Genomic DNA, 17,239 nt, shown 5'->3' with positions numbered 1-17,239 from the left:
GCCCTCACGATGCCGCGAACAGCCGCCGGCCGGCCCAGAACAAGATCACCAGCTGCACGATGCTGAACACCACCAGCACCGGGAGGCTGGGCAGGGCGGTCAACGCGATGCCCACGACCAGCACCGGCAGCGCAAGGCCCAGGTAGAACGCGAGGAACACGCCGGCCAGCGTCTCGCCGCGCAGCTCAGGCGTGGCGACCGTGGCGACGCGGGCCAGGGCGACCCGGAAACCAAGGCCCATGCCGGCGCCGCCGACGACCGTGCCGGCGGCGAACAGCAGCTCGCTGCCGGTCAGCACGCTGATCGGGATCGCGACCAGCGACAACACCAGCGCACCGAGGCCGATGAGCAGCTGCCGCCGCAACGGCTGGCCCTTGGCCAGCAGCTGCGCGCCGGCCGCGGCCGCGAAGACCGACATCGCGACCAGGCCGCCGACCAGCAGCGATGGATCGTGGAACGTGCCACGCAACAGCGTCGGCGCGAGGGCACCGACCAGGCCGCTGAACATGTTGACGGCGAAGGCGACCGCGGCGGCGGCCCAGAACACCGGCCGCGCGTGGTGCGGCACCGACACGCGCTGCGGGCGGTAGTGAATGGCGCTTTCGTTGCGTTCCACGGTCTCAGGTACGAAGGTGATGGCGCCCGCGGTGATCAGGAACGCCACCAGGAAGATCGCGTACGGCGTGCTCAGCGGGGCCGTGACATGGCCGGCGAGCAGCGCGCTGATCACCGGTCCGAGGCCGAGGCCGGCCATGTTGACCATGGACGAGAACAGGCCGGCGTCGCGGCCCGGGTGGGCCAGGGCCCGCAGCTCGGCCAGGTGCGCGGTGGCGGTCGCGGTCAGCGCGCCGATGCCGACGCCGCCGACGAACCGGGCGATGATCAGCCCCGGCACGTCCGGCCAGGTCAGGAACACCGCCGCCGCAACGGCCTCGGCCAGCACGGCGGCCAGGGCGACGCGGCGGCGGCCGAGCCAGTCGCTGACGTGGCCGACGAGGTAGATGCTGGCCACGACGCCGAGCGCGTAGGCGGCGAACACGACCGTGATCACGACGGTCGGGAAGCCGTCGCGTTGCTGGTAGAGCGGATAGAGCGGGGTCGGCAGCGTGGAGAAGGCCAGCGCCAGCAGGAAGGCGGCGGCCACCACCCGGAAGCCGGCGCCGTGGCCCAACCGCGGCGTGGGGCGTGCGGCCATCAGCGTGGAAGTCATGCCTCGAGTGTGGGTCGACGCCTTCATCGAGTCCAACGAAAGATCCTGGTCACAGTTATCGATGTGATGAGATAATCGACGGCGTGGACACCCGCCAGCTGGAGTACTTCGTCGCGGTGGCCGAGGAACTGAGCTTCACCCGGGCCGCGCTGCAGCTGCAAGCCGTGCAGTCGACCGTGTCGGCCGGCATCAAGTCGCTGGAGTCGGACCTGCGCACCACGCTGTTCGACCGGTCGACCCGGGCCGTCGCGCTCACCCCGGCCGGCGCGGCCTTCCTGCCCGAGGCCAAGGCGACGCTGGCCCAGCTGGACCGGGCCCGATCGGTCGTGCAGGAGGCCGGCGCCGGGCTCCGCGGCAGCCTGCGCATCGGCACCATGATCAGCGTCGGCGTGCTCGACCTGCCCGGCCTGCTCGGCGCGTTCCACCGGCAGTATCCGCTGGTCGACCTGCATCTGACCGCGTCGATGCACGGCTCCGTCGGGCTGGCCGAGGACGTCCGCGCCGGCCGCCTCGACGCCGCCCTGCTCGCGCTGCCGGCGGCCGACCTGGCCGGCCTGTGGTCACGGGAGCTGGACCGCCGCCCGTACGTCGTGCTGGTGCCGCCCGACCATCGGTTCGCCGACCGGGCGGCGCTGACCGTCAGCGAACTGGCCGGCGAGGATTTTGTCGACCTGCCACGGGGCTTCGGCAACCGGATGGCCGTCGACCGGGCCTTCGACGCGGCCGGCCGGCCCCGACGGGTGGTGGCCGAGGTGGCCGACCTGCGCGTGGTGGCCGACTACGTGCGGGCCGGGCTGGGCATCGCGGTCGTGCCGGACCTGGACATCGTGCACCGGCCCGACCTGGCGCCCATCGAGCTGGCCGAGGTGGACGTGCAGTGGCGGGTGACGCTGGTGTGCCTGGCCGACCACCGGCCCAGCCGGGCGCTCAGCACCCTGTTGGGACTGGTCGAAGTGCTGTTGACGGCCGGCGAGGACGGCGAATAGCGTTTACCCGGGTGAGCGACGAGACGTTCTCCCTACTGGTCAACGGGGCCGAGGTGACGGTCGCGGCCGACCGTGACACCCCGTTGCTGTACGCGCTGCGCAATCAGCTGGGGCTGAAGGGCACGCGGTTCGGCTGCGGACTCGGGCTGTGCGGGTCCTGCAACGTGCTCGTCGACGGACAGGTCGTGCACTCGTGCGACACTCCACTGTGGTCGGTCGAGGGCAAGGAAGTCCTGACCGTGGAAGGACTTGGCGATTCCGCCTTGCAGCGCGCCATGATCGATGAGCAAGCGGCGCAGTGCGGGTACTGCCTGTCGGGTGTGGTGATGACGGCAACCGCCCTGCTGGCCCGGAATTCCGGGCCGTCGGAGGACGAGGTCCGGGAAGCCTTGGACGGCAACCTCTGCCGGTGCGGGGCGCACAATCGCATGGTCCGTGCGGTACTGAAGGCCGCCCAGTGATCCCGGCGAATCTGGCGAACAATCCCCTTCTGTCGCACTGGATTACGGTGCAGCCTGACGGCACCGTTGATGTCCGTTGCGGCAAAGTCGAGCTGGGGCAGGGCATTCTGTCGGCTTTGGCGCAAATCGCTGCCGATGAGCTGGACGTCGCGTACGGCCGGATCCGCATGGTGCCTCTGACCACCGATTCCAGCCCTGACGAGGCGATCACCGCCGGCAGCCGGTCGATCGAGGACTCCGGCGCCGCGCTGCGCCAGGTCGGCGCCGAGGTCCGTGCCCTGTTCCTTGCTGCCGCGTCGAAGCTGTTGGGAACTTCCGATCTGTCCGTTGTGGACGGTGTGATCAACGGCTCGGTCAGCTACTGGGATCTGGTCGACGACGTCGACCTCCGCATCGAGGCCACCGGATCCGTGTCGCCCAAGCCCGTCGCCGAGCGACGGGTGGTGGGCACCAGTCCCGGCCGTCTGGACATTCCCGACAAGGTCTACGGCCGTCCCCGTTTCATCCACGATTTGTCGTTGCCCGGCATGCTGTACGGCCGCGTCGTCCGGCCGCCTTCCCGTGGCGCGACGCTCGTTTCCTTGGACAGCAGCGCTGCCGCAGCTTTGGACGGTGTCGAGGTCGTACGGGACGGCAATTTCCTGGGCGTGATCGCCGCTCGCGAGGAGACCGCCCTGCGCGCCGCCGAATTGCTGCGCTGCGAATGGGCCGAACACGACAGCCTGCCCGACGTCGATGCCTTGCCCGACTTCTTGATGTCTCGTGACACCGAGGACGTCGTTCTCGTCGACGAGTCCACTTCGGACGGTGGCGTGACAACCCTCAGCGCCACCTACTCGCGGCCTTATATCGCCCATGCTTCAATGGCTCCCTCTTGTGGCGTCGCCCGTTGGGACGGCGACAAGCTGGAGCTGTGGACCCACAGCCAGGGCGTCTACCACTTGCGCCGGGACATCTGCCGGGCGCTCGGCGTCGCCATCGACCAGGTCACCGTGCACCATGTCGAGGGCGCCGGGGCTTATGGCCACAACGGTGCCGATGACGCCGCTTTCGACGCCGTCCTGTTGGCTCGGGCCGTCAACGGGCAGGCCGTCCAGGTCGTCTGGTCTCGTGCCGACGAGCTCGGCTGGGCTCCTTTCGGCGCTGCCATGGCCGTGCACATCGAGGCCGATCTCTCATCTTCCGGCGACGTCGTCGCTTGGCGGCAGGACGTCTACAGCAATGGCCACGTTTCCCGCCCCGGCCTCTTCGACACCCCTTCCCTACTCGGCGCCCAGCTGCGAACCGGCACTCCCCCACCGGTCTCCATGGACCCCCTTTCGCCGGCGGCGGCGGTTCCGAGCGCAATTCCGTGCCGCTGTACGCGTTTCCCGGCAAGCACGTCAGCAAGCACCGCCTGCTGGAGATGCCCCTTCGCACCTCGTCCCTGCGGGCGCTAGGCGCTTACGCCAACGTCTTCGCCATCGAGTCCTTTGTGGACGAACTCGCCGCCCGCTCCGGCGAGGATCCCGTCGCCTACCGCCTGCGCCACTTGACCGACCCTCGCGCGCAGGCCGTCATCACCGCCGCCGCCGACACCGCCGGTTGGTCCTCCCACCGCGAGGGTTGGGGCTTCGCTTTCGCCCGCTACAGCAACCATGGCGCCTATTGCGCCGTCGTTGCCGAGGTCGAGGCCGAGACCTCGGTTCGCGTCAAGCGCCTCACCCTTGCCGTCGACGCCGGCGCCGTGATCAGTCCCGACGGCCTTCGCAACCAGGTCGAGGGTGGCGCCATCCAGAGCACCAGCTGGACCATCAAGGAGCAGGTGCGCTTCTCCCGGTCACGCGTCACCAGCACCGACTGGGAGTCCTACCCCATCCTCCGGTTCTCCGAGATTCCCGCCGTCGAGGTCGTGATCGTGGACAACGATCAGCCCAGCCTCGGTGCCGGCGAGACCGCCCAGGGCCCCACCGCCGCCGCCATCGCCAACGCCGTGCATTCGGCCTTGGGCATCCGGGTCCGCCACCTCCCCCTCACCCCGGCCAACATCATCGCGGCGATGTGATCCCGGGGATCTTGTGCCCCCGAATTGAGCCCCCCGATTCCCATCCAACCAGATCAACATGAACACGCCCGTCGACCGAGGTCGACCAAGATCGCGCAGAGCGGGATTCCCAGATTCGCCGAGTAGGCTGGAAAACGGGGGCAGCTCACCACAGTTGATCTACGCGCGATCGGCGGCGGGACCGGCGACCGAGCCTCGGACGATGAGCTCGACGGGCAGGACAACGCGTTTGGGCGGGGAGGCGGGGGCGGCGATGCGCTCCAGCAGGAGACGGGCGGCCTCGTAGCCGATGTCGTAGTGGGGGATACGCACGGTGGTGAGCGCCGGCCGCTGCTTGTCGACGAACGGCATGTCGTTGAAACCGGTGACCGAGACATCCTCGGGACAGCGCAGACCGAGCTCGGCCAGCGCGCCGTAACAGCCGAGGGCGATCATGTCGTTGCCGGCGACGATCGCGGTGGGCCGCACGGCGGCGAGGAGCTTGTGGGTGGCCTCGAAGCCGGCCTGCTCGCTGAAGGCGGCGCACACCTCGACGCCGACGGGTGCGAGGTCGTGCGCGGCGAGCCCGTCCAGAAAGGCCCGATGCCGCTCGACACCGGTGGAGGTGTCCTGCGGGCCGGCGAGATGGGCGATACGGGAGTGCCCCCGCTCGACCAGCAGATTCACCAAGGCGTGCACGCCGGCTCGGCTGTCGGCGACGACGGAGGCGACGTCGCCGGCGTCGGTGCGGCGGTTGACCAGGACGACGGACACGTCCGGCCCGAACGGCAGGCTGTCGCGCTTGCTGGTGGCGAGGATGAACCCGGCCAGCTGCTGCCCACGCATGGTGGCCAGCAGGTCCCGCTCCCGCTCGGCGTCACCGTCGGTGTTGCCGAGCAGGGCCAGGTACCCGGCCTCCCGCAGGGCGTCCTCGACGCCCCGCACGATGGGCGGGAACACGGGGTTGCGCAGGTCGGGAATGACCACGCCGACCACCGACGACGTCCGCGTCCGCAGGCTGCGCGCGGCCGAGTTGGGCGAGTAGCCCAAGGTCCGCGCGGCCTCGACGATCCGGGCCGCGGTGCGCGGGCTCACCTTGTCCCTGGTCTGCGGGTTCAGCGCACGGCTCGCGGTCGCCGCGTGCACGCGGGCCAGATCGGCGACGTCCTTGATGGTCGCGGGCTTGTCCATCGCGCCAGCATATTGACCGCGCCGGCATCGTGACCGCAATGGTGAGGACGCGGCGAACTCACTCGTCCGGAGTCAACCCATCATCCACTGACACGTCCTCCGGCTCCAGGATGAGCCCGGCCCGGCGGGCCTGCTCCAGCACGAGCGCGGCGAAGTCCTCCTCGGTGTGACCGGCGCCGACGGCCGAGGCGACCAGCGCGGCGGCGGCCGACGCGATGGGCATCGGCGCCTCCAGGCTGCGGGCGGCGGCCAGGCCGAGGTCGAAGTCCTTGCGCAGCAAGGGCATCGTGAAGGTGGGGGTGAAGTCCAGGTTGACCAGCGCGGGAGACTTGTACCGGGTGAACACCGATCCCAGCACCGAGTCGTTGAGGAACTCGAGGAACGCCGAGCGGCTGACGCCACCCTTCTCGGCCAGCACGGTGATCTCCGACAGCGACTGGATGACCACGCCGAGGAACACATTGTGAGCGATCTTCACCAGCCGGGCGACCTCGTCGTCGCCGACGTAGGTCACGCCCCGGCCGAGCACCCGCAGCACCGGCTCGACCTCGTCGAACACCGGGCGCGGACCCGACACGGCCAGGGTCAGCTTGCCGGCGGCCACGACCTTCGGGTTGCCACTGACCGGGGCGGCCAGCAGCTCCGAGCCGCGCTTGCGAGCGGCCACCCGAACGGCGGCGGAGGCCTCCTCGGACACCGTGGACGAGTCGATCACGACGCGCGGCGCCACGTCGGGGTCGGTGAACAGGCCGTCCGCGCCGGAAGTGACCTGCTCCAGGTCGGCCGAGGCGGCGACCATGGTGAACACGATGTCGCGGCCGGCCAGGTCGACCGGCCGGTCGACGACGGTCACCCCGAGCGCCTCGGCCTTGGCCCGGGTCCGGTTGTACACGGCCACCTCGTAGCCGGCGGCGCTGAGCCGTCTGACCAGGGCGGCGCCCATCCGCCCCGCGCCGATCCAGCCGATGCTCGGTAGAGCCATGACACTCCTCAACGGCGGTGTGCAAACGTTCGCAGCCTACGCTGCCCGAGGAGTCCCGCGTCGTGAGCCATTCTACCGCCACCGACTGTTGCACTATGCAAGACTCAGGGCTCGACAAAACGGACCGGAGGGGCAATGCGGGTGCTCGTGTGCGGCGCCGGGGTGGCCGGGCTGACCACGGCGTGGTGGCTCGGCCGGCACGGTTGGGACGTGCTGCTCGTCGATCGCGACGAGCAGCCCCGCGACGCCGCGCACCTGCTCGACGTCGGCGGCGCCGGCTACGACGTGCTCGACCGGATGGGCGTGCTGCCCACACTGAACGCCCGGCGGCGCCACATCCCGGCCATCGTGTACGTCGACCAGGACGGCGGCACCCTGGCCACCGTCAGCTATCTCGCGACGGCCACCCTGCTGCGCGGACGACTGCTGACGATCATGCTCGGCGACCTGGAGGCGGCGTTGATCGCGGCGCTGCCGTCACGCGTGCAGGTGCTGCGAGGCGTCGAAGTCAAGGCCGTCGAAGACGGCGACGGGCCGATGAGGGTGAAGCTGTCCGACGGCAGCGTGCACGCCACCGACGCCCTGATCGGCGCGGACGGCCTGCACTCGACCGTGCGGCGGCTGGTGTTCGGGCCGGACCGCCTGTACGTGCGGCCGCTCGGCCAGCACTGCTCGACCTTCCTGTTTCGGGACGACGACCTCGGCCGGCGTCTCGGCACGGAGTTGAAGGTGCTCAGCCTGGCCGACCGGCAGGCCGGGTTCAGCCGGACCGCCGACGGTCGCATCGCCGCGTTCCTCGTGCACCGCGGCGACCGCTCCCCCACTGATCCCGTCGCCGAGGTGCGCGACCGCTGCGCCGGCATGGGGTGGGTGGTCGACCGGGCCCTCGCGCACTGCCCGGAAAATCTGCACCACGCGCCCGTGTCGCAGGTCGAGCTGGCCACCTGGCACGTGGGGCGGACCGTGCTCGTCGGCGACGCCGCCGCGGCCGTCTCCGCGCTCGCCGGTCACGGCGCGTCGCTAGCACTGCTAGGTGCCTTCCGGCTGGCCGACTCGCTGGTCCGGTCCGTGGATCTCCGTACCGGCATGGCGGCGTACCAGCAGGGATTGCTGCCCACGGTGCGGCAGGTGCAGCGGGCCGGTCGGCGCGCGGCCGGCTGGGTCGCCCCGACCACCCGCTGGCAGATCGCGATTCGGGACGCCGTGCCCGCTTTGTCCGGGAGTGCCTGAGGCGCGCCCCGCACACGTTCGCACTGTTCGCACGGGCCTGAGGCACACTGGTGGCATGCCGCGCACACCGGGCGAACTCGCCGAGTCCACGGATGTCGACGCCGTCACCGACGCCGTTCTCACGGCCTCGCGGCTGCTGGTCGCGGTGTCCGCCCGGTCCATCGCCGCCGTGGACGAGACGATCACGCTGGCCCAGTTCCGGCTGTTGGTGATCCTGAACTCCGTCGGCGCGGTCAAGCACGCCGCGCTGGCCGACCAGCTCGGGGTCAACCCGTCCACCGCGAGCCGCATGGTCGACCGCCTGGTCGCCGCCGGCATGGTCGTGCGGGAGACCAATCCGGCGTCGCGGCGGGAGATCGTCATCGAGCTCACCGCCGAGGGGCGACGGGTGGTGCGCCAGGTCACCGCCCGCCGCCGCAAGGAGATCGCCAAGATCGTCGCCCGGATGCCGGAGCCGACGCGCGTCGGCCTGGTCGACGCCCTGTCGGCCTTCGCCGAGGCCGGTGGCGAGCCCGCCGTCGCGACACCCGATGCCGCCTGGTCCTGACGGCTCACTTGATCAGGTCCGCCGCCTTCTCCGCGATCATCACCACCGGGGCGTTGGTGTTGCCGCGGACCACCGCCGGCATCACGGAAGCGTCGACGACGCGCAGATTGTCGACACCACGGACCCGTAGCCGCGGATCGACCACCGCGCCCATCGCGCACGTGCCGACCGGGTGGTAGAGCGTTTGGGTGTAGCGCCGCACGTACTCGGCCAACTGGGCGCGGTCCGGTGTGGCGGTGTTCAGCAGCAGCGGTCCGGTCAGGTGCGACGCCAGCGGTTCGTGTCCGGCGATGTCGAGCACCATCTCCAGACCGGTGATCAACGTCTCCAGGTCGGTTCGGTGCTCGTAGAACCGGAAGTCGATGTTCGGGTGGTCCGTCGGTTCGGCCGACCGCAGCCGGACCTCGCCCCGTGACTCCGGGGTGAGAAGCGTGACCGTCGCACCGGCACCGGGTTGGTCGGAGTGTCCCCGGCCGTCGTCCCAGAAGGTGGTGGCGCCGGCGTGGACCTGGATGTCAGGCACCGCCGATCCGGTGGTGGAGAAGAACAGTGCCGCCTCGGCGATGTTCGAGGTCAGCGGCCCGCGGCGGTCGCTCACCCATTGGGCCAGCGCCTCTTCGCTTTCGGCGAGGTCGCGTTGGTCGGTCGCGCCGTGGGTGTTCCAGACCAGCGGCGCCGAGGCGTGATCCTGGAGGCCCGTACCGACCGCCGGCGCGTCGAGCAGCACTTCAATGCCGTGTTCACGCAGGTGCTCGGCGGGGCCGACGCCGGACAGCATCAGCAGTTGCGGCGACGCGATGGCTCCGGCACAGAGCAGCACCTCGCCGTCGGCCCGGACCGTCTGCTCGACTCCGGCCCTGCGGTAGACGACCCCGGTCGCGGCACCCTTCTCGATCAGGATCCGCGTCACCGTGGCCTCGGTGCGTACGGTGAGGTTCGCGCGATCGGCCACCGGGTGCAGGTAGGCGTCCGCGACCGACCAGCGCCGCCCGTCGCGGCAGGTGAGTTGGTACAGCCCTGCGCCGGTCTGCGTCGCCCCGTTGAAGTCTTTGTTGTCCGCGAGTCCCCAGTCGACCGCCGCCCCGACCCAGTCGCGGCTCAGGGGATGCGTGTAGAGCGGGTCCTCCACGCGGAGCGGTCCGTCCGCGCCGTGCCAGGGGCCCGCCAGCCGCGCATTGCTCTCCGCTTTCACGAAGTAGGGCAGCACGTCGTCGTACCCCCAGCCCTTGGCCCCGAACTCGTCGCGCCAGCCGTCGTAGTCGGCTCGGTTGCCGCGGATGTAGATCATCGCGTTGATCGACGACGAGCCGCCCAGCATTCGCCCCCGCGGCACGTTCACCGCGCGGCCCGTAGTCGCCAGCGGCATCGACGTGTAGGCCCAGTCCCGTTCCGTGTCGAGCAGCGCCGACCAAGCCCCCGGCATCTGCACCTCGACCACGTCGTCCGATCCACCGGCTTCCAGCAGCAGGACCCGGGTCTCGCCGTCCTCCGTCAGCCGGTTCGCCAGCACACACCCGGCGCTGCCGGCGCCGATGACCACGTAGTCAAAGGACTCCATACCGCCGATGCTAGCCAGCTCGAACATCATCGACGCCCAGGCCGATCGATCAGGCAACCAAGTGCGGCAAAGGAACCGACCCCGCTCACATCGAGATCAACTGCGCTGAGCAGCCCCCGTTTTCCAGCCTACTCGGCGAACCTGGGAACCCCCGTCGCGGCGATCGTGGTCGACCTCGGCCGGCCGGCGTTGCCAGGTTGATCTGGTTGGATTGATTCGGGGGCGGCTCGAAACGGGTCAGCGGTACTCGGGGTTCTGGAAGTCGAAGCGGGCGCCGGCGTCCCATTCGGAACGCTGGTTGCCGTGGGCGGGGATGCCGCCGGCGTCCTTGAGCATCCGAGCCATGTGCATGAGGTTCCACGTCATGAAGGTCGTGTTGCGGTTGGTGAAGTCGTTCTCGGGCCCACCGGAACCGGGGTCCAGATAGGACGGACCGGGACCGGCCTCGCCGATCCAGCCGGCGTCGGCCTGGGGCGGAACGGTGTAGCCGAGGTGCTGGAGGCTGTAGAGCACGTTCATCGCGCAGTGCTTGATGCCGTCCTCGTTGCCGGTGATGAGACAGCCGCCGACCCGGCCGTAATAGGCGTACTGGCCGGAAGCGTTCAACAGATGTGAACACGCGTAGAGGCGCTCGATGACCTTCTTCATCTCGGAGCTGTTGTCGCCGAGCCAGATGGGCCCGCACAGCACGAGGATGTCGGCGGCGAGCACCTTCTCGTAGAGCGCCGGCCAGGCGTCGGTGGCCCAGCCGTGCTCGGTCATGTCGGGCCACACGCCGACGGCGATGTCGTGGTCGATGGCCCGCAACACCTCGACGGTGACGCCGTTGCGGGCCATGATGCCGCTGCTGATGTCGATCAGCCCGTCGGTGTTGCTGATCTCGGGGGACCGCTTGAGCGTGCAGTTGACGAACAGCGCGCGAAGGTCGTCGAAGGCCATGGGAACAGTCCAACACGGGAACGACCGCTTTCGGCGGTTCGGTAAGAACCCCTAATGTCACGGCGCGGCGAGCGCCTGGGTCGGGGTGAGCCGAGCGGCCCGGACGGACGGATAGATGCCGGCGAGCACGCCGATGAGCACGGCCCCGGCGAGCCCGCCGCCGAGGGCGGCGAAGGGAATGATCACGGGCCAGCCCTGGTATCCGGTGTACGCGAGGGTGGCGACGACGCCGATGAGGGTGCCGGCGAGACCGCCGAGACCCGAGAGAACAGCGGCCTCGGTGAGGAACTGGCCACGGATCTGGCCACGGGTGGCGCCGAGCGCCCGCCGCAGACCGATCTCCCGGCGGCGCTCCAACACGGAGATGACCATGGTGTTGGCCACGCCGACGCCGCCGACGAGCAACGCGACACCGGCCAGCCCGAGGAACAGACCGGAGAAGGTGGTCCTGGTCTCCTGCTTGGCGGCCAAGGCATCGGACGGTCGCGACACCTGCACGAGGCCGGGCAGCTGCGGATACAAAGTCGGCCCGAGCACGGCCCGGACGTCCTGGATGGCGTCCTCGTCGGCCTTCACGTAGACGACGGTCGGATGCCCGTCGAAGCCCAACACCTGCTTGGCCGCGCCCCACCCGACCAGCACGGCCCGTTCAAGATCGGGGTTCAACGGCATCGGGTTGAGGATGCCGATCACGGTGAACCACTGCGTGCCGATGTAGACCTGCGGCGGCTGCTGGCCCGGAACCAGGTCAACAAAGCCAAGTCGGGACGCGGCAACGGATCCGAGCACGACGGTCGGGAAGTTGGCACTGGCGTCGTCGAGGAACCTGCCGACGTGCATCGAGCCGTTGACCGCCGACAACAGGTTGGTGCTGCTGGCCAACACGGTCAACCCCGAGTCGGCGTTGGGGTCGATCTTGTCGTTGCGGTGCACGGACTTGTGCGCGTTGGCGACCTGCGCGGCCGCGGTCACCGGCCCGATCCGCTTGACCATGCCCATGGCGTCCTCGGGCAGCAGCACGGGATTGCCCTGCGTCTGCTGCGGCTCGGCCCGCAACAGGTTGGTGCCCAAGGCGGTCAGCTGATCGAGCAGCGCCTGCTGGCTGGACGCGGGAATGCTGGTGACGATCACCATGGTGGCGATGCCGATGGAAATTCCCAGCGCCGACAACACAGTGCGCATCTTGCGGCTGCTGACGCCGAGCAGCCCGAGCCGGAGCACATCGCCGAACGACAGCCGAACGGGGTGGGTGTCCAGAGTTGTCACACCAGGCTCCCGGCACGGGTGTCCGCGACCAGCCGGCCGTCACGCATCTCGACGCGCCGCGGCAGGCCGGCGGCGATGTCCCGGTCGTGCGTGATCACGGCGATGGTGGTGCCGTCATCGTTCAAGCGCCGCAACAACTCCAGCACAGCCTGCCCGTTCACGGTGTCCAGCGCGCCGGTCGGCTCGTCGGCCAACACGAGCGCGGGATCGTTGACCACGGCCCGAGCAATGGCCACCCGCTGCCGCTCACCGCCGGAAAGCTGTTGCGGCAGATGGTCGACCCGATGGGCCAGCCCAACCCGGTCCAGTGCGTCCAAAGCCATATCGCGGCGCTGCCGCCGCGGCACGCCGGCATAGAGCAGCCCGGTGGCGACGTTCTGTGCGGCGGTCAGCCCGTCGGTGAGATGGAACTGTTGGAACACAAAGCCGAGCCATCGCCCACGCAACGCCGACAGCCGACGGTCGGACAACGTCGTCACGTCCAGGCCGCCGAGCCGGACCGTGCCCTCGGACGGCAGGTCCAGGGTGCCGATGATGTTGAGCATGGTCGACTTGCCCGAACCCGAAGGCCCGACGATGGCGACGAGTTCACCGGATTCGATCTCCAGCGACACCGAGTCCAACGCGGTGACGCCCGGATAGTGCTTGCTGACGTTGGCCAACTCCAGCACCGGAGTCACGACGTGGTCACCACTTTCAGCCCCTCGGCGACCCCGTTGCCGCTGACCTCCACCATGCCGTTGGCGAACATCCCGGTCTGCACGGCCAGGTATTTGCCGTCGGGCGTCTGCACGGCGTAACCACCCTCCCGCAACGCCACCAGCGCGCCGACCGGCACGGCCAACACTGCCTTGTGGACCGAAGTGGTCACCTGAACCTGCACGGACGCGGCGTCCAGATCGGCCAAAGTGGACGGATCGTCCGGCGTCACCGTGACGGCGAGCTTGGGCGGCCCACTGGCAGTCTGATCCTTGCCGCCACCGTCCACAGTGGTCGAAATGGCGGTCACCTCGGCCGAAACGGTCTTGTTGTCCGGCCGCATGATCGTCACCGCCGCGCCGGTCTTGATCTGCCCGACCTCGGTGGCATCCACCGGCATGGTGACGACCTTCTTGGTCGACGTCACGGACAACAGGTCACCCGTGACCGCATCACCCAACTGGGCCGTCACGGAATTCACCCGCATCGGGCCGGAAAGCACCATCACCTGACCGACATCCAGCGTGCCGGTGTCGTCCAGACCGACGCTCTTCTGCCACTTCTTCAACGCCGCCGCAAGAGCCGGCGTGAACGACGGATCCTTCGCCGCCACCACACCGACGCTGTACCCCAACGCCTTCAGGTTGGCCGCCACCACGGCGACATCAGCCCCCTTCAGTGTGGGCCCGTCGAGCTTGCGGAACAGCGGTGTGTCACCGAAGAAGACGGGAACCGGCTTGTCGTTGACCCAGTACAACGCCTTGCCCTGCGCCGCGATGTCCCCCACCGCCGGCAGTTTCGTCACCACGCCCGCCCCGGCACCCTTCACCGTCTGCGGCGCGCCGAAGCCCAGCGTGCCACCGAAGGACTGCCCGTTGGTCAGGTCCATCCGCTTGACTTCCACGGTCGATGCCAAAGGCGGAGCGGTGACGGCGGCCGACGAGCCGTGTCGGGAGTCGATCCACGCCACCCCCAGCACCGTGCCGACCACCACGACCAGCACGGCGATCCCGATCACCGCCCGACGGCGGCCCTGCGCTGCCACTTCCCGTTCTCCTTCAGTGGTTGGCGAACGACTGGGCCTGGCAGTCGTGCTCGACCTTGATCTGCTGGTCGTTGGACAAGGTCTGCGTGACGCCGTCGTCGAAGGTCCAGCCGGTGCCGAACGGGTCGATGGCGTGCACCCGCATCCCCTTGTCGGTCAGGCACTTCATGTACACGTGGTAGTCGTCGAGGAAGTGCGGGTTCTTGGACTTGTCCAGCTCGTCCGGCTCCAGCGGCATCGTGTGCAGGCAGGCGTCCTCGGCCGCCTTGTCCTGCGGCGTGTGGCTGTTCTGGTCCGGCGACCCCCGCTCCGGGATCATCTTGTGCCCGTGTTCGCCCAGGCAGGCGTAATAGGCGAACCAGAGCTTCTTGACCTCCTCGTCGGTGCTGTCCAGCCGCCACTGCGGACGGCCGGCCACACTCGTGGCGCTGGTGGTCGGCGCGGCGCTGCCGCCTTCGATGGACGCGACCTGCGGTGGCGGCGGGGCGGTCGTCGAGCATGCGCCCAACACCACGGCCAGCGCCGCCAGGCCGAGGAGTTTGCTCATGCCGACACCATCACCGACGGTTGTGTGGAACTTGTCAGGATCCGGTGGCTTCCGCGTGGCGGAACTATCATCGGTGCCATGTGCGCCCACATCGTGCTGGCCGAGGACGACGAGAAGCAGGCGGAGCTGGTCCGCCGCTATCTCGAGCGTGAGCGACACACGGTTGTCGTGGTCGGCGACGGCCGGGCCGCGATCGACACGGTCCGGGCCAGCCGGCCCGACCTGCTGGTGCTGGACGTCATGATGCCCAAAGTGGACGGTCTGGACGTGATCAGGGTGCTGCGGTCCGAATCGGACGTGCTGGTGCTGATGCTGACCGCGCGGTCCACCGAGGACGATCTGCTGCTCGGCCTGGACCTGGGCGCCGACGACTACATGACCAAGCCGTTCAGCCCACGCGAGCTCGTCGCCCGGGTGCGGACCCTGCTGCGCCGCGGCCGGCGCGCGGCCGAGCCGGACGAGCTGCTGCGGGTCGGCCCCATCGTCATCGATCCCGGACGGCACATCGTGACCAGCGACGGCCGGCGGGTCGAGTGCACGCCCGGCGAGTTCCTGCTGCTGGAAACCCTTGCCGGGCAACCGGACCGGGTGTTCACCCGGCAGCAGCTGCTGGCCCGCCTGCACGGTTTCGACCGCTACATCACCGACCGCACGATCGACGTGCACGTGATGAACCTGCGCAAGAAGATCGAGCCCGACCCGCGCCGCCCGGTCCGGCTGGTCACCGTGTACGGGGTCGGCTACAAGCTGACCGCCGAGGAGAGGCCCTAGTGCTGACCCGGCTGCTGGCACTGTCCATTGTGGTCGCCGCCTGTTCCATCGCGGCCACGGCCTGGCTGGCCATCCAGACCACCAGCGTGGCCATCCAGCAGGAGCAGGGGCAGGCCATCAGCTCCGGCAACCAGATCTACGACGACCTGGTCGGCTACGCGGCCCGGCACCCGAGCTGGGACGGCGTCGGCCAGCAGGTGACGGTGCTGGCGCAGGAGCTCGGCCGGCGGATCGTGCTGACCGACCAGAACCGCCACGTCATCATCGATTCCGAGCCCGGCAACGCTCCGCTGCCCACCTCGGCCTCGGCCGGCGTCGACGCGCTGTCGGTCGACCCGAGCCTGGTCAACGCCGGGCCGGACCGCATCTCCCCGACGGCGATCGGCCCGTACGCGTTGAGCCAGGACGACATCGCCTTCCTGGACGCGCTGGCCCACCGGGCGCTGGACTGCGTGCGCAACCGCGGCGCGGTCGGCACCGTCACCGAGCTGCCCAGCGGCCGGCCGCGGATCCAGAGCCCCGACGCCGGCACCTGCGCCAAGACGCTCAACCAGCCCGTCAAGTCCGAGCAGGCCGCCCTCGACCAGCTGGACGGCCTGGTCAACGAGTGCCTGGCCCGACAGAAGCTGCCCCCGGTCGACGTCGGCCTTGACTTCTCGTGGCAGGCGCGGACCACGCAGGCCGCCCCGAGCGAGGTCGCGCCGGCGCAGAACGACCAGCGGGTGCAGGACTGCGTCACCACCGGCCGGCACGAGCAGCTGACGCCGTTCGTCGCGCCCGCCGCCCTGCTGTTCGTGACCAGTCCCGGCGGCTCGGTCACGCCGAACCCGTTCGACCTGTCGGCCGGCAACAAGGTCCGCATCGGGCTGGCCGTCGGTGGCGTCCTGCTCGTGACGATCGTCGTCACCCTGCTGGCCGGCCGGCGCTTCACCCAGCCGCTGCGGGCCCTGACCGCCGCCGCGCAGCGCATGCGTGACGGCGACGTCAACGCCACGGTCGACGTGAAGCGCCGGGACGAGATCGGCCGCCTGGCCGGGGCGTTCAACGACATGGCCGCGACCCGGGCCCAGGTCGAGCGCCTGCGGACCGACCTGATCAGCGATATCGCCCACGAGCTCCGGACCCCACTCAGCAACATCCGGGGCTGGTTGGAGGCGACCCAGGACGGCGTCAGCGAGCCCGACGAGGCGCTGATCGCGTCGCTGCTGGAGGAGGCGATGCAGCTCCAGCACATCATCGACGACCTCCAGGACCTGGCTCAGGCCGACGCCGGCACGCTGCGCCTGCATCCTGAGCCCGTGTCGCTGACCGAGCTGACCACGCAGGTGTGCGCCGCCCACCGGGCCCGCGCCGACGCCGCCGGGGTCGAGCTGGCCGGCGAGGCCGACGACGGCGATGTCGACGCCGATCCCGTACGGCTCCGGCAGATCGTCGACAACCTCGTCACCAACGCCGTCCGGCACACCGGCCCGGGCGGCGTGGTCCGGGTGGTCAGCCGCCACGCCACCAACTCCACGGTGATTGCGGTCAGCGACACTGGATCGGGTATCGCGGCAGAGGACCTCCCGCACGTCTTCGACCGCTTCTGGCGGGCCGAGAAGTCCCGCAACCGTCAGACCGGCGGCAGCGGACTCGGTCTGGCCATCGTGCGCAAGCTGGTGGAGGCCCACGGCGGCACCGTCACGGCCGAGAGCGTGCTGGGTGAGGGCTCCCGGTTCACGGTCCGGCTGCCCACGGTCAACGAGAGCCGCGACGCTCGATGAGGACGACGTCGCGCCAGACGC

17 protein-coding genes are annotated in these 17,239 nt (G+C 69.9%); 8 read left to right on the top strand and 9 right to left on the bottom strand.

The genetic code is table 11. The features are described 5' to 3' along the window. Positions 1 to 4: 4 nt before the first annotated feature. Positions 5 to 1,210 carry an MFS transporter gene (locus M3Q35_RS46260; protein WP_273938971.1) on the bottom strand — a complete coding sequence of 402 codons (1,206 nt, stop codon included), beginning with the start codon at positions 1,208 to 1,210 and terminating at the stop codon, positions 5 to 7. Between the two features lie 83 nt (positions 1,211 to 1,293). Between M3Q35_RS46260 and M3Q35_RS46255 the strand changes: the two genes are divergently transcribed. From M3Q35_RS46255 to M3Q35_RS46240, 4 genes are read left to right on the top strand one after another with little or no spacing between them, the layout of a single operon-like run. Next, positions 1,294 to 2,196, top strand: a complete 903-nt coding sequence (locus M3Q35_RS46255) for a LysR family transcriptional regulator (protein WP_273938970.1) — start codon at positions 1,294 to 1,296, stop codon at positions 2,194 to 2,196. 11 nt (positions 2,197 to 2,207) lie between these two features. Next, positions 2,208 to 2,657 carry a (2Fe-2S)-binding protein gene (locus M3Q35_RS46250; protein ID WP_273938969.1) on the top strand — a complete coding sequence of 150 codons (450 nt, stop codon included), beginning with the start codon at positions 2,208 to 2,210 and terminating at the stop codon, positions 2,655 to 2,657. Then, positions 2,606 to 4,096, top strand: coding sequence for a molybdopterin cofactor-binding domain-containing protein (locus M3Q35_RS46245; protein ID WP_337960649.1), 1,491 nt, complete (start codon positions 2,606 to 2,608; stop codon positions 4,094 to 4,096). The genes M3Q35_RS46250 and M3Q35_RS46245 overlap by 52 nt, the downstream gene beginning before the upstream one ends. Beyond that, complete coding sequence (locus M3Q35_RS46240) at positions 4,063 to 4,701, top strand: molybdopterin cofactor-binding domain-containing protein (protein WP_273938967.1); 639 nt, start codon at positions 4,063 to 4,065, stop codon at positions 4,699 to 4,701. The genes M3Q35_RS46245 and M3Q35_RS46240 overlap by 34 nt, the downstream gene beginning before the upstream one ends. A 159-nt stretch (positions 4,702 to 4,860) precedes the next feature. Here M3Q35_RS46240 and M3Q35_RS46235 read toward each other — a convergent pair whose 3' ends face one another. Next, complete coding sequence (locus tag M3Q35_RS46235; RefSeq protein ID WP_273938966.1) at positions 4,861 to 5,871, bottom strand: LacI family DNA-binding transcriptional regulator; 1,011 nt, start codon at positions 5,869 to 5,871, stop codon at positions 4,861 to 4,863. A 58-nt stretch (positions 5,872 to 5,929) separates the two neighbouring features. Next, a complete protein-coding gene (locus tag M3Q35_RS46230; RefSeq protein WP_273938965.1) occupies positions 5,930 to 6,853 on the bottom strand; it encodes an NAD(P)-dependent oxidoreductase in 924 nt (307 codons plus the stop codon). 135 nt (positions 6,854 to 6,988) lie between these two features. Between M3Q35_RS46230 and M3Q35_RS46225 the strand changes: the two genes are divergently transcribed. Both M3Q35_RS46225 and M3Q35_RS46220 read left to right on the top strand, forming a co-directional pair. Continuing rightward, positions 6,989 to 8,083, top strand: a complete 1,095-nt coding sequence (locus tag M3Q35_RS46225) for an FAD-dependent oxidoreductase (RefSeq protein WP_273938964.1) — start codon at positions 6,989 to 6,991, stop codon at positions 8,081 to 8,083. Between the two features lie 55 nt (positions 8,084 to 8,138). After that, a complete protein-coding gene (locus tag M3Q35_RS46220; RefSeq protein ID WP_273938963.1) occupies positions 8,139 to 8,630 on the top strand; it encodes a MarR family winged helix-turn-helix transcriptional regulator in 492 nt (163 codons plus the stop codon). A 4-nt stretch (positions 8,631 to 8,634) separates the two neighbouring features. Here the strand turns inward: M3Q35_RS46220 and M3Q35_RS46215 are convergent, their stop codons facing one another. From M3Q35_RS46215 to M3Q35_RS46190, 6 genes are all read right to left on the bottom strand, one after another. Further along, positions 8,635 to 10,197, bottom strand: a complete 1,563-nt coding sequence (locus M3Q35_RS46215; RefSeq protein WP_273944725.1) for a GMC family oxidoreductase — start codon at positions 10,195 to 10,197, stop codon at positions 8,635 to 8,637. Positions 10,198 to 10,425: 228 nt separating this feature from the next. After that, positions 10,426 to 11,127 carry a flavodoxin family protein gene (locus M3Q35_RS46210; RefSeq protein ID WP_273938962.1) on the bottom strand — a complete coding sequence of 234 codons (702 nt, stop codon included), beginning with the start codon at positions 11,125 to 11,127 and terminating at the stop codon, positions 10,426 to 10,428. 57 nt (positions 11,128 to 11,184) lie between these two features. Beyond that, positions 11,185 to 12,393: an ABC transporter permease gene (locus M3Q35_RS46205; protein ID WP_273938961.1), complete on the bottom strand. Its 1,209-nt coding sequence runs from the start codon at positions 12,391 to 12,393 to the stop codon at positions 11,185 to 11,187. Beyond that, entirely contained in the window at positions 12,390 to 13,073 is a 684-nt protein-coding gene (locus M3Q35_RS46200; RefSeq protein WP_273938960.1) for an ABC transporter ATP-binding protein, read from the bottom strand. Before M3Q35_RS46200 ends, M3Q35_RS46205 begins: the two co-directional genes overlap by 4 nt. Continuing rightward, positions 13,070 to 14,137 (bottom strand): peptidoglycan-binding protein, encoded by a 1,068-nt coding sequence (locus M3Q35_RS46195; RefSeq protein ID WP_273938958.1) that lies wholly within the window; start codon positions 14,135 to 14,137, stop codon positions 13,070 to 13,072. The genes M3Q35_RS46200 and M3Q35_RS46195 overlap by 4 nt, the downstream gene beginning before the upstream one ends. Before the next feature lie 13 nt (positions 14,138 to 14,150). Further along, positions 14,151 to 14,684, bottom strand: a complete 534-nt coding sequence (locus M3Q35_RS46190) for a hypothetical protein (protein WP_273938957.1) — start codon at positions 14,682 to 14,684, stop codon at positions 14,151 to 14,153. 78 nt (positions 14,685 to 14,762) lie between these two features. Here M3Q35_RS46190 and M3Q35_RS46185 point away from each other — a divergent pair, with 78 nt between their 5' ends. Then, positions 14,763 to 15,455, top strand: a complete 693-nt coding sequence (locus tag M3Q35_RS46185) for a response regulator transcription factor (protein WP_273938955.1) — start codon at positions 14,763 to 14,765, stop codon at positions 15,453 to 15,455. Beyond that, positions 15,455 to 17,218, top strand: coding sequence for a sensor histidine kinase (locus M3Q35_RS46180; RefSeq protein WP_273938953.1), 1,764 nt, complete (start codon positions 15,455 to 15,457; stop codon positions 17,216 to 17,218). The genes M3Q35_RS46185 and M3Q35_RS46180 overlap by 1 nt, the downstream gene beginning before the upstream one ends. The last annotated feature ends 21 nt before the right edge of the window (positions 17,219 to 17,239 follow it).

The organism is Kutzneria chonburiensis (assembly GCF_028622115.1).
GTDB lineage: Bacteria > Actinomycetota > Actinomycetes > Mycobacteriales > Pseudonocardiaceae > Kutzneria > Kutzneria chonburiensis.
Note: the sequence above shows the minus strand (reverse complement) of the source record. Positions and strands in the feature narration are given on the sequence as shown.

Excerpts from the sequence above, each read along its gene's own strand:
- M3Q35_RS46235 (WP_273938966.1), bottom strand. The coding sequence starts at position 5,871 with ATGGACAAGCCCGCGACCATCAAGGACGTCGCCGATCTGGCCCGCGTG.
- M3Q35_RS46185 (WP_273938955.1), top strand. The coding sequence starts at position 14,763 with ATGTGCGCCCACATCGTGCTGGCCGAGGACGACGAGAAGCAGGCGGAG.
- M3Q35_RS46240 (WP_273938967.1), top strand. The coding sequence starts at position 4,063 with ATGCCCCTTCGCACCTCGTCCCTGCGGGCGCTAGGCGCTTACGCCAAC.
- M3Q35_RS46260 (WP_273938971.1), bottom strand. The coding sequence starts at position 1,210 with ATGACTTCCACGCTGATGGCCGCACGCCCCACGCCGCGGTTGGGCCAC.
- M3Q35_RS46225 (WP_273938964.1), top strand. The coding sequence starts at position 6,989 with ATGCGGGTGCTCGTGTGCGGCGCCGGGGTGGCCGGGCTGACCACGGCG.
- M3Q35_RS46220 (WP_273938963.1), top strand. The coding sequence starts at position 8,139 with ATGCCGCGCACACCGGGCGAACTCGCCGAGTCCACGGATGTCGACGCC.
- M3Q35_RS46230 (WP_273938965.1), bottom strand. The coding sequence starts at position 6,853 with ATGGCTCTACCGAGCATCGGCTGGATCGGCGCGGGGCGGATGGGCGCC.
- M3Q35_RS46210 (WP_273938962.1), bottom strand. The coding sequence starts at position 11,127 with ATGGCCTTCGACGACCTTCGCGCGCTGTTCGTCAACTGCACGCTCAAG.
- M3Q35_RS46190 (WP_273938957.1), bottom strand. The coding sequence starts at position 14,684 with ATGAGCAAACTCCTCGGCCTGGCGGCGCTGGCCGTGGTGTTGGGCGCA.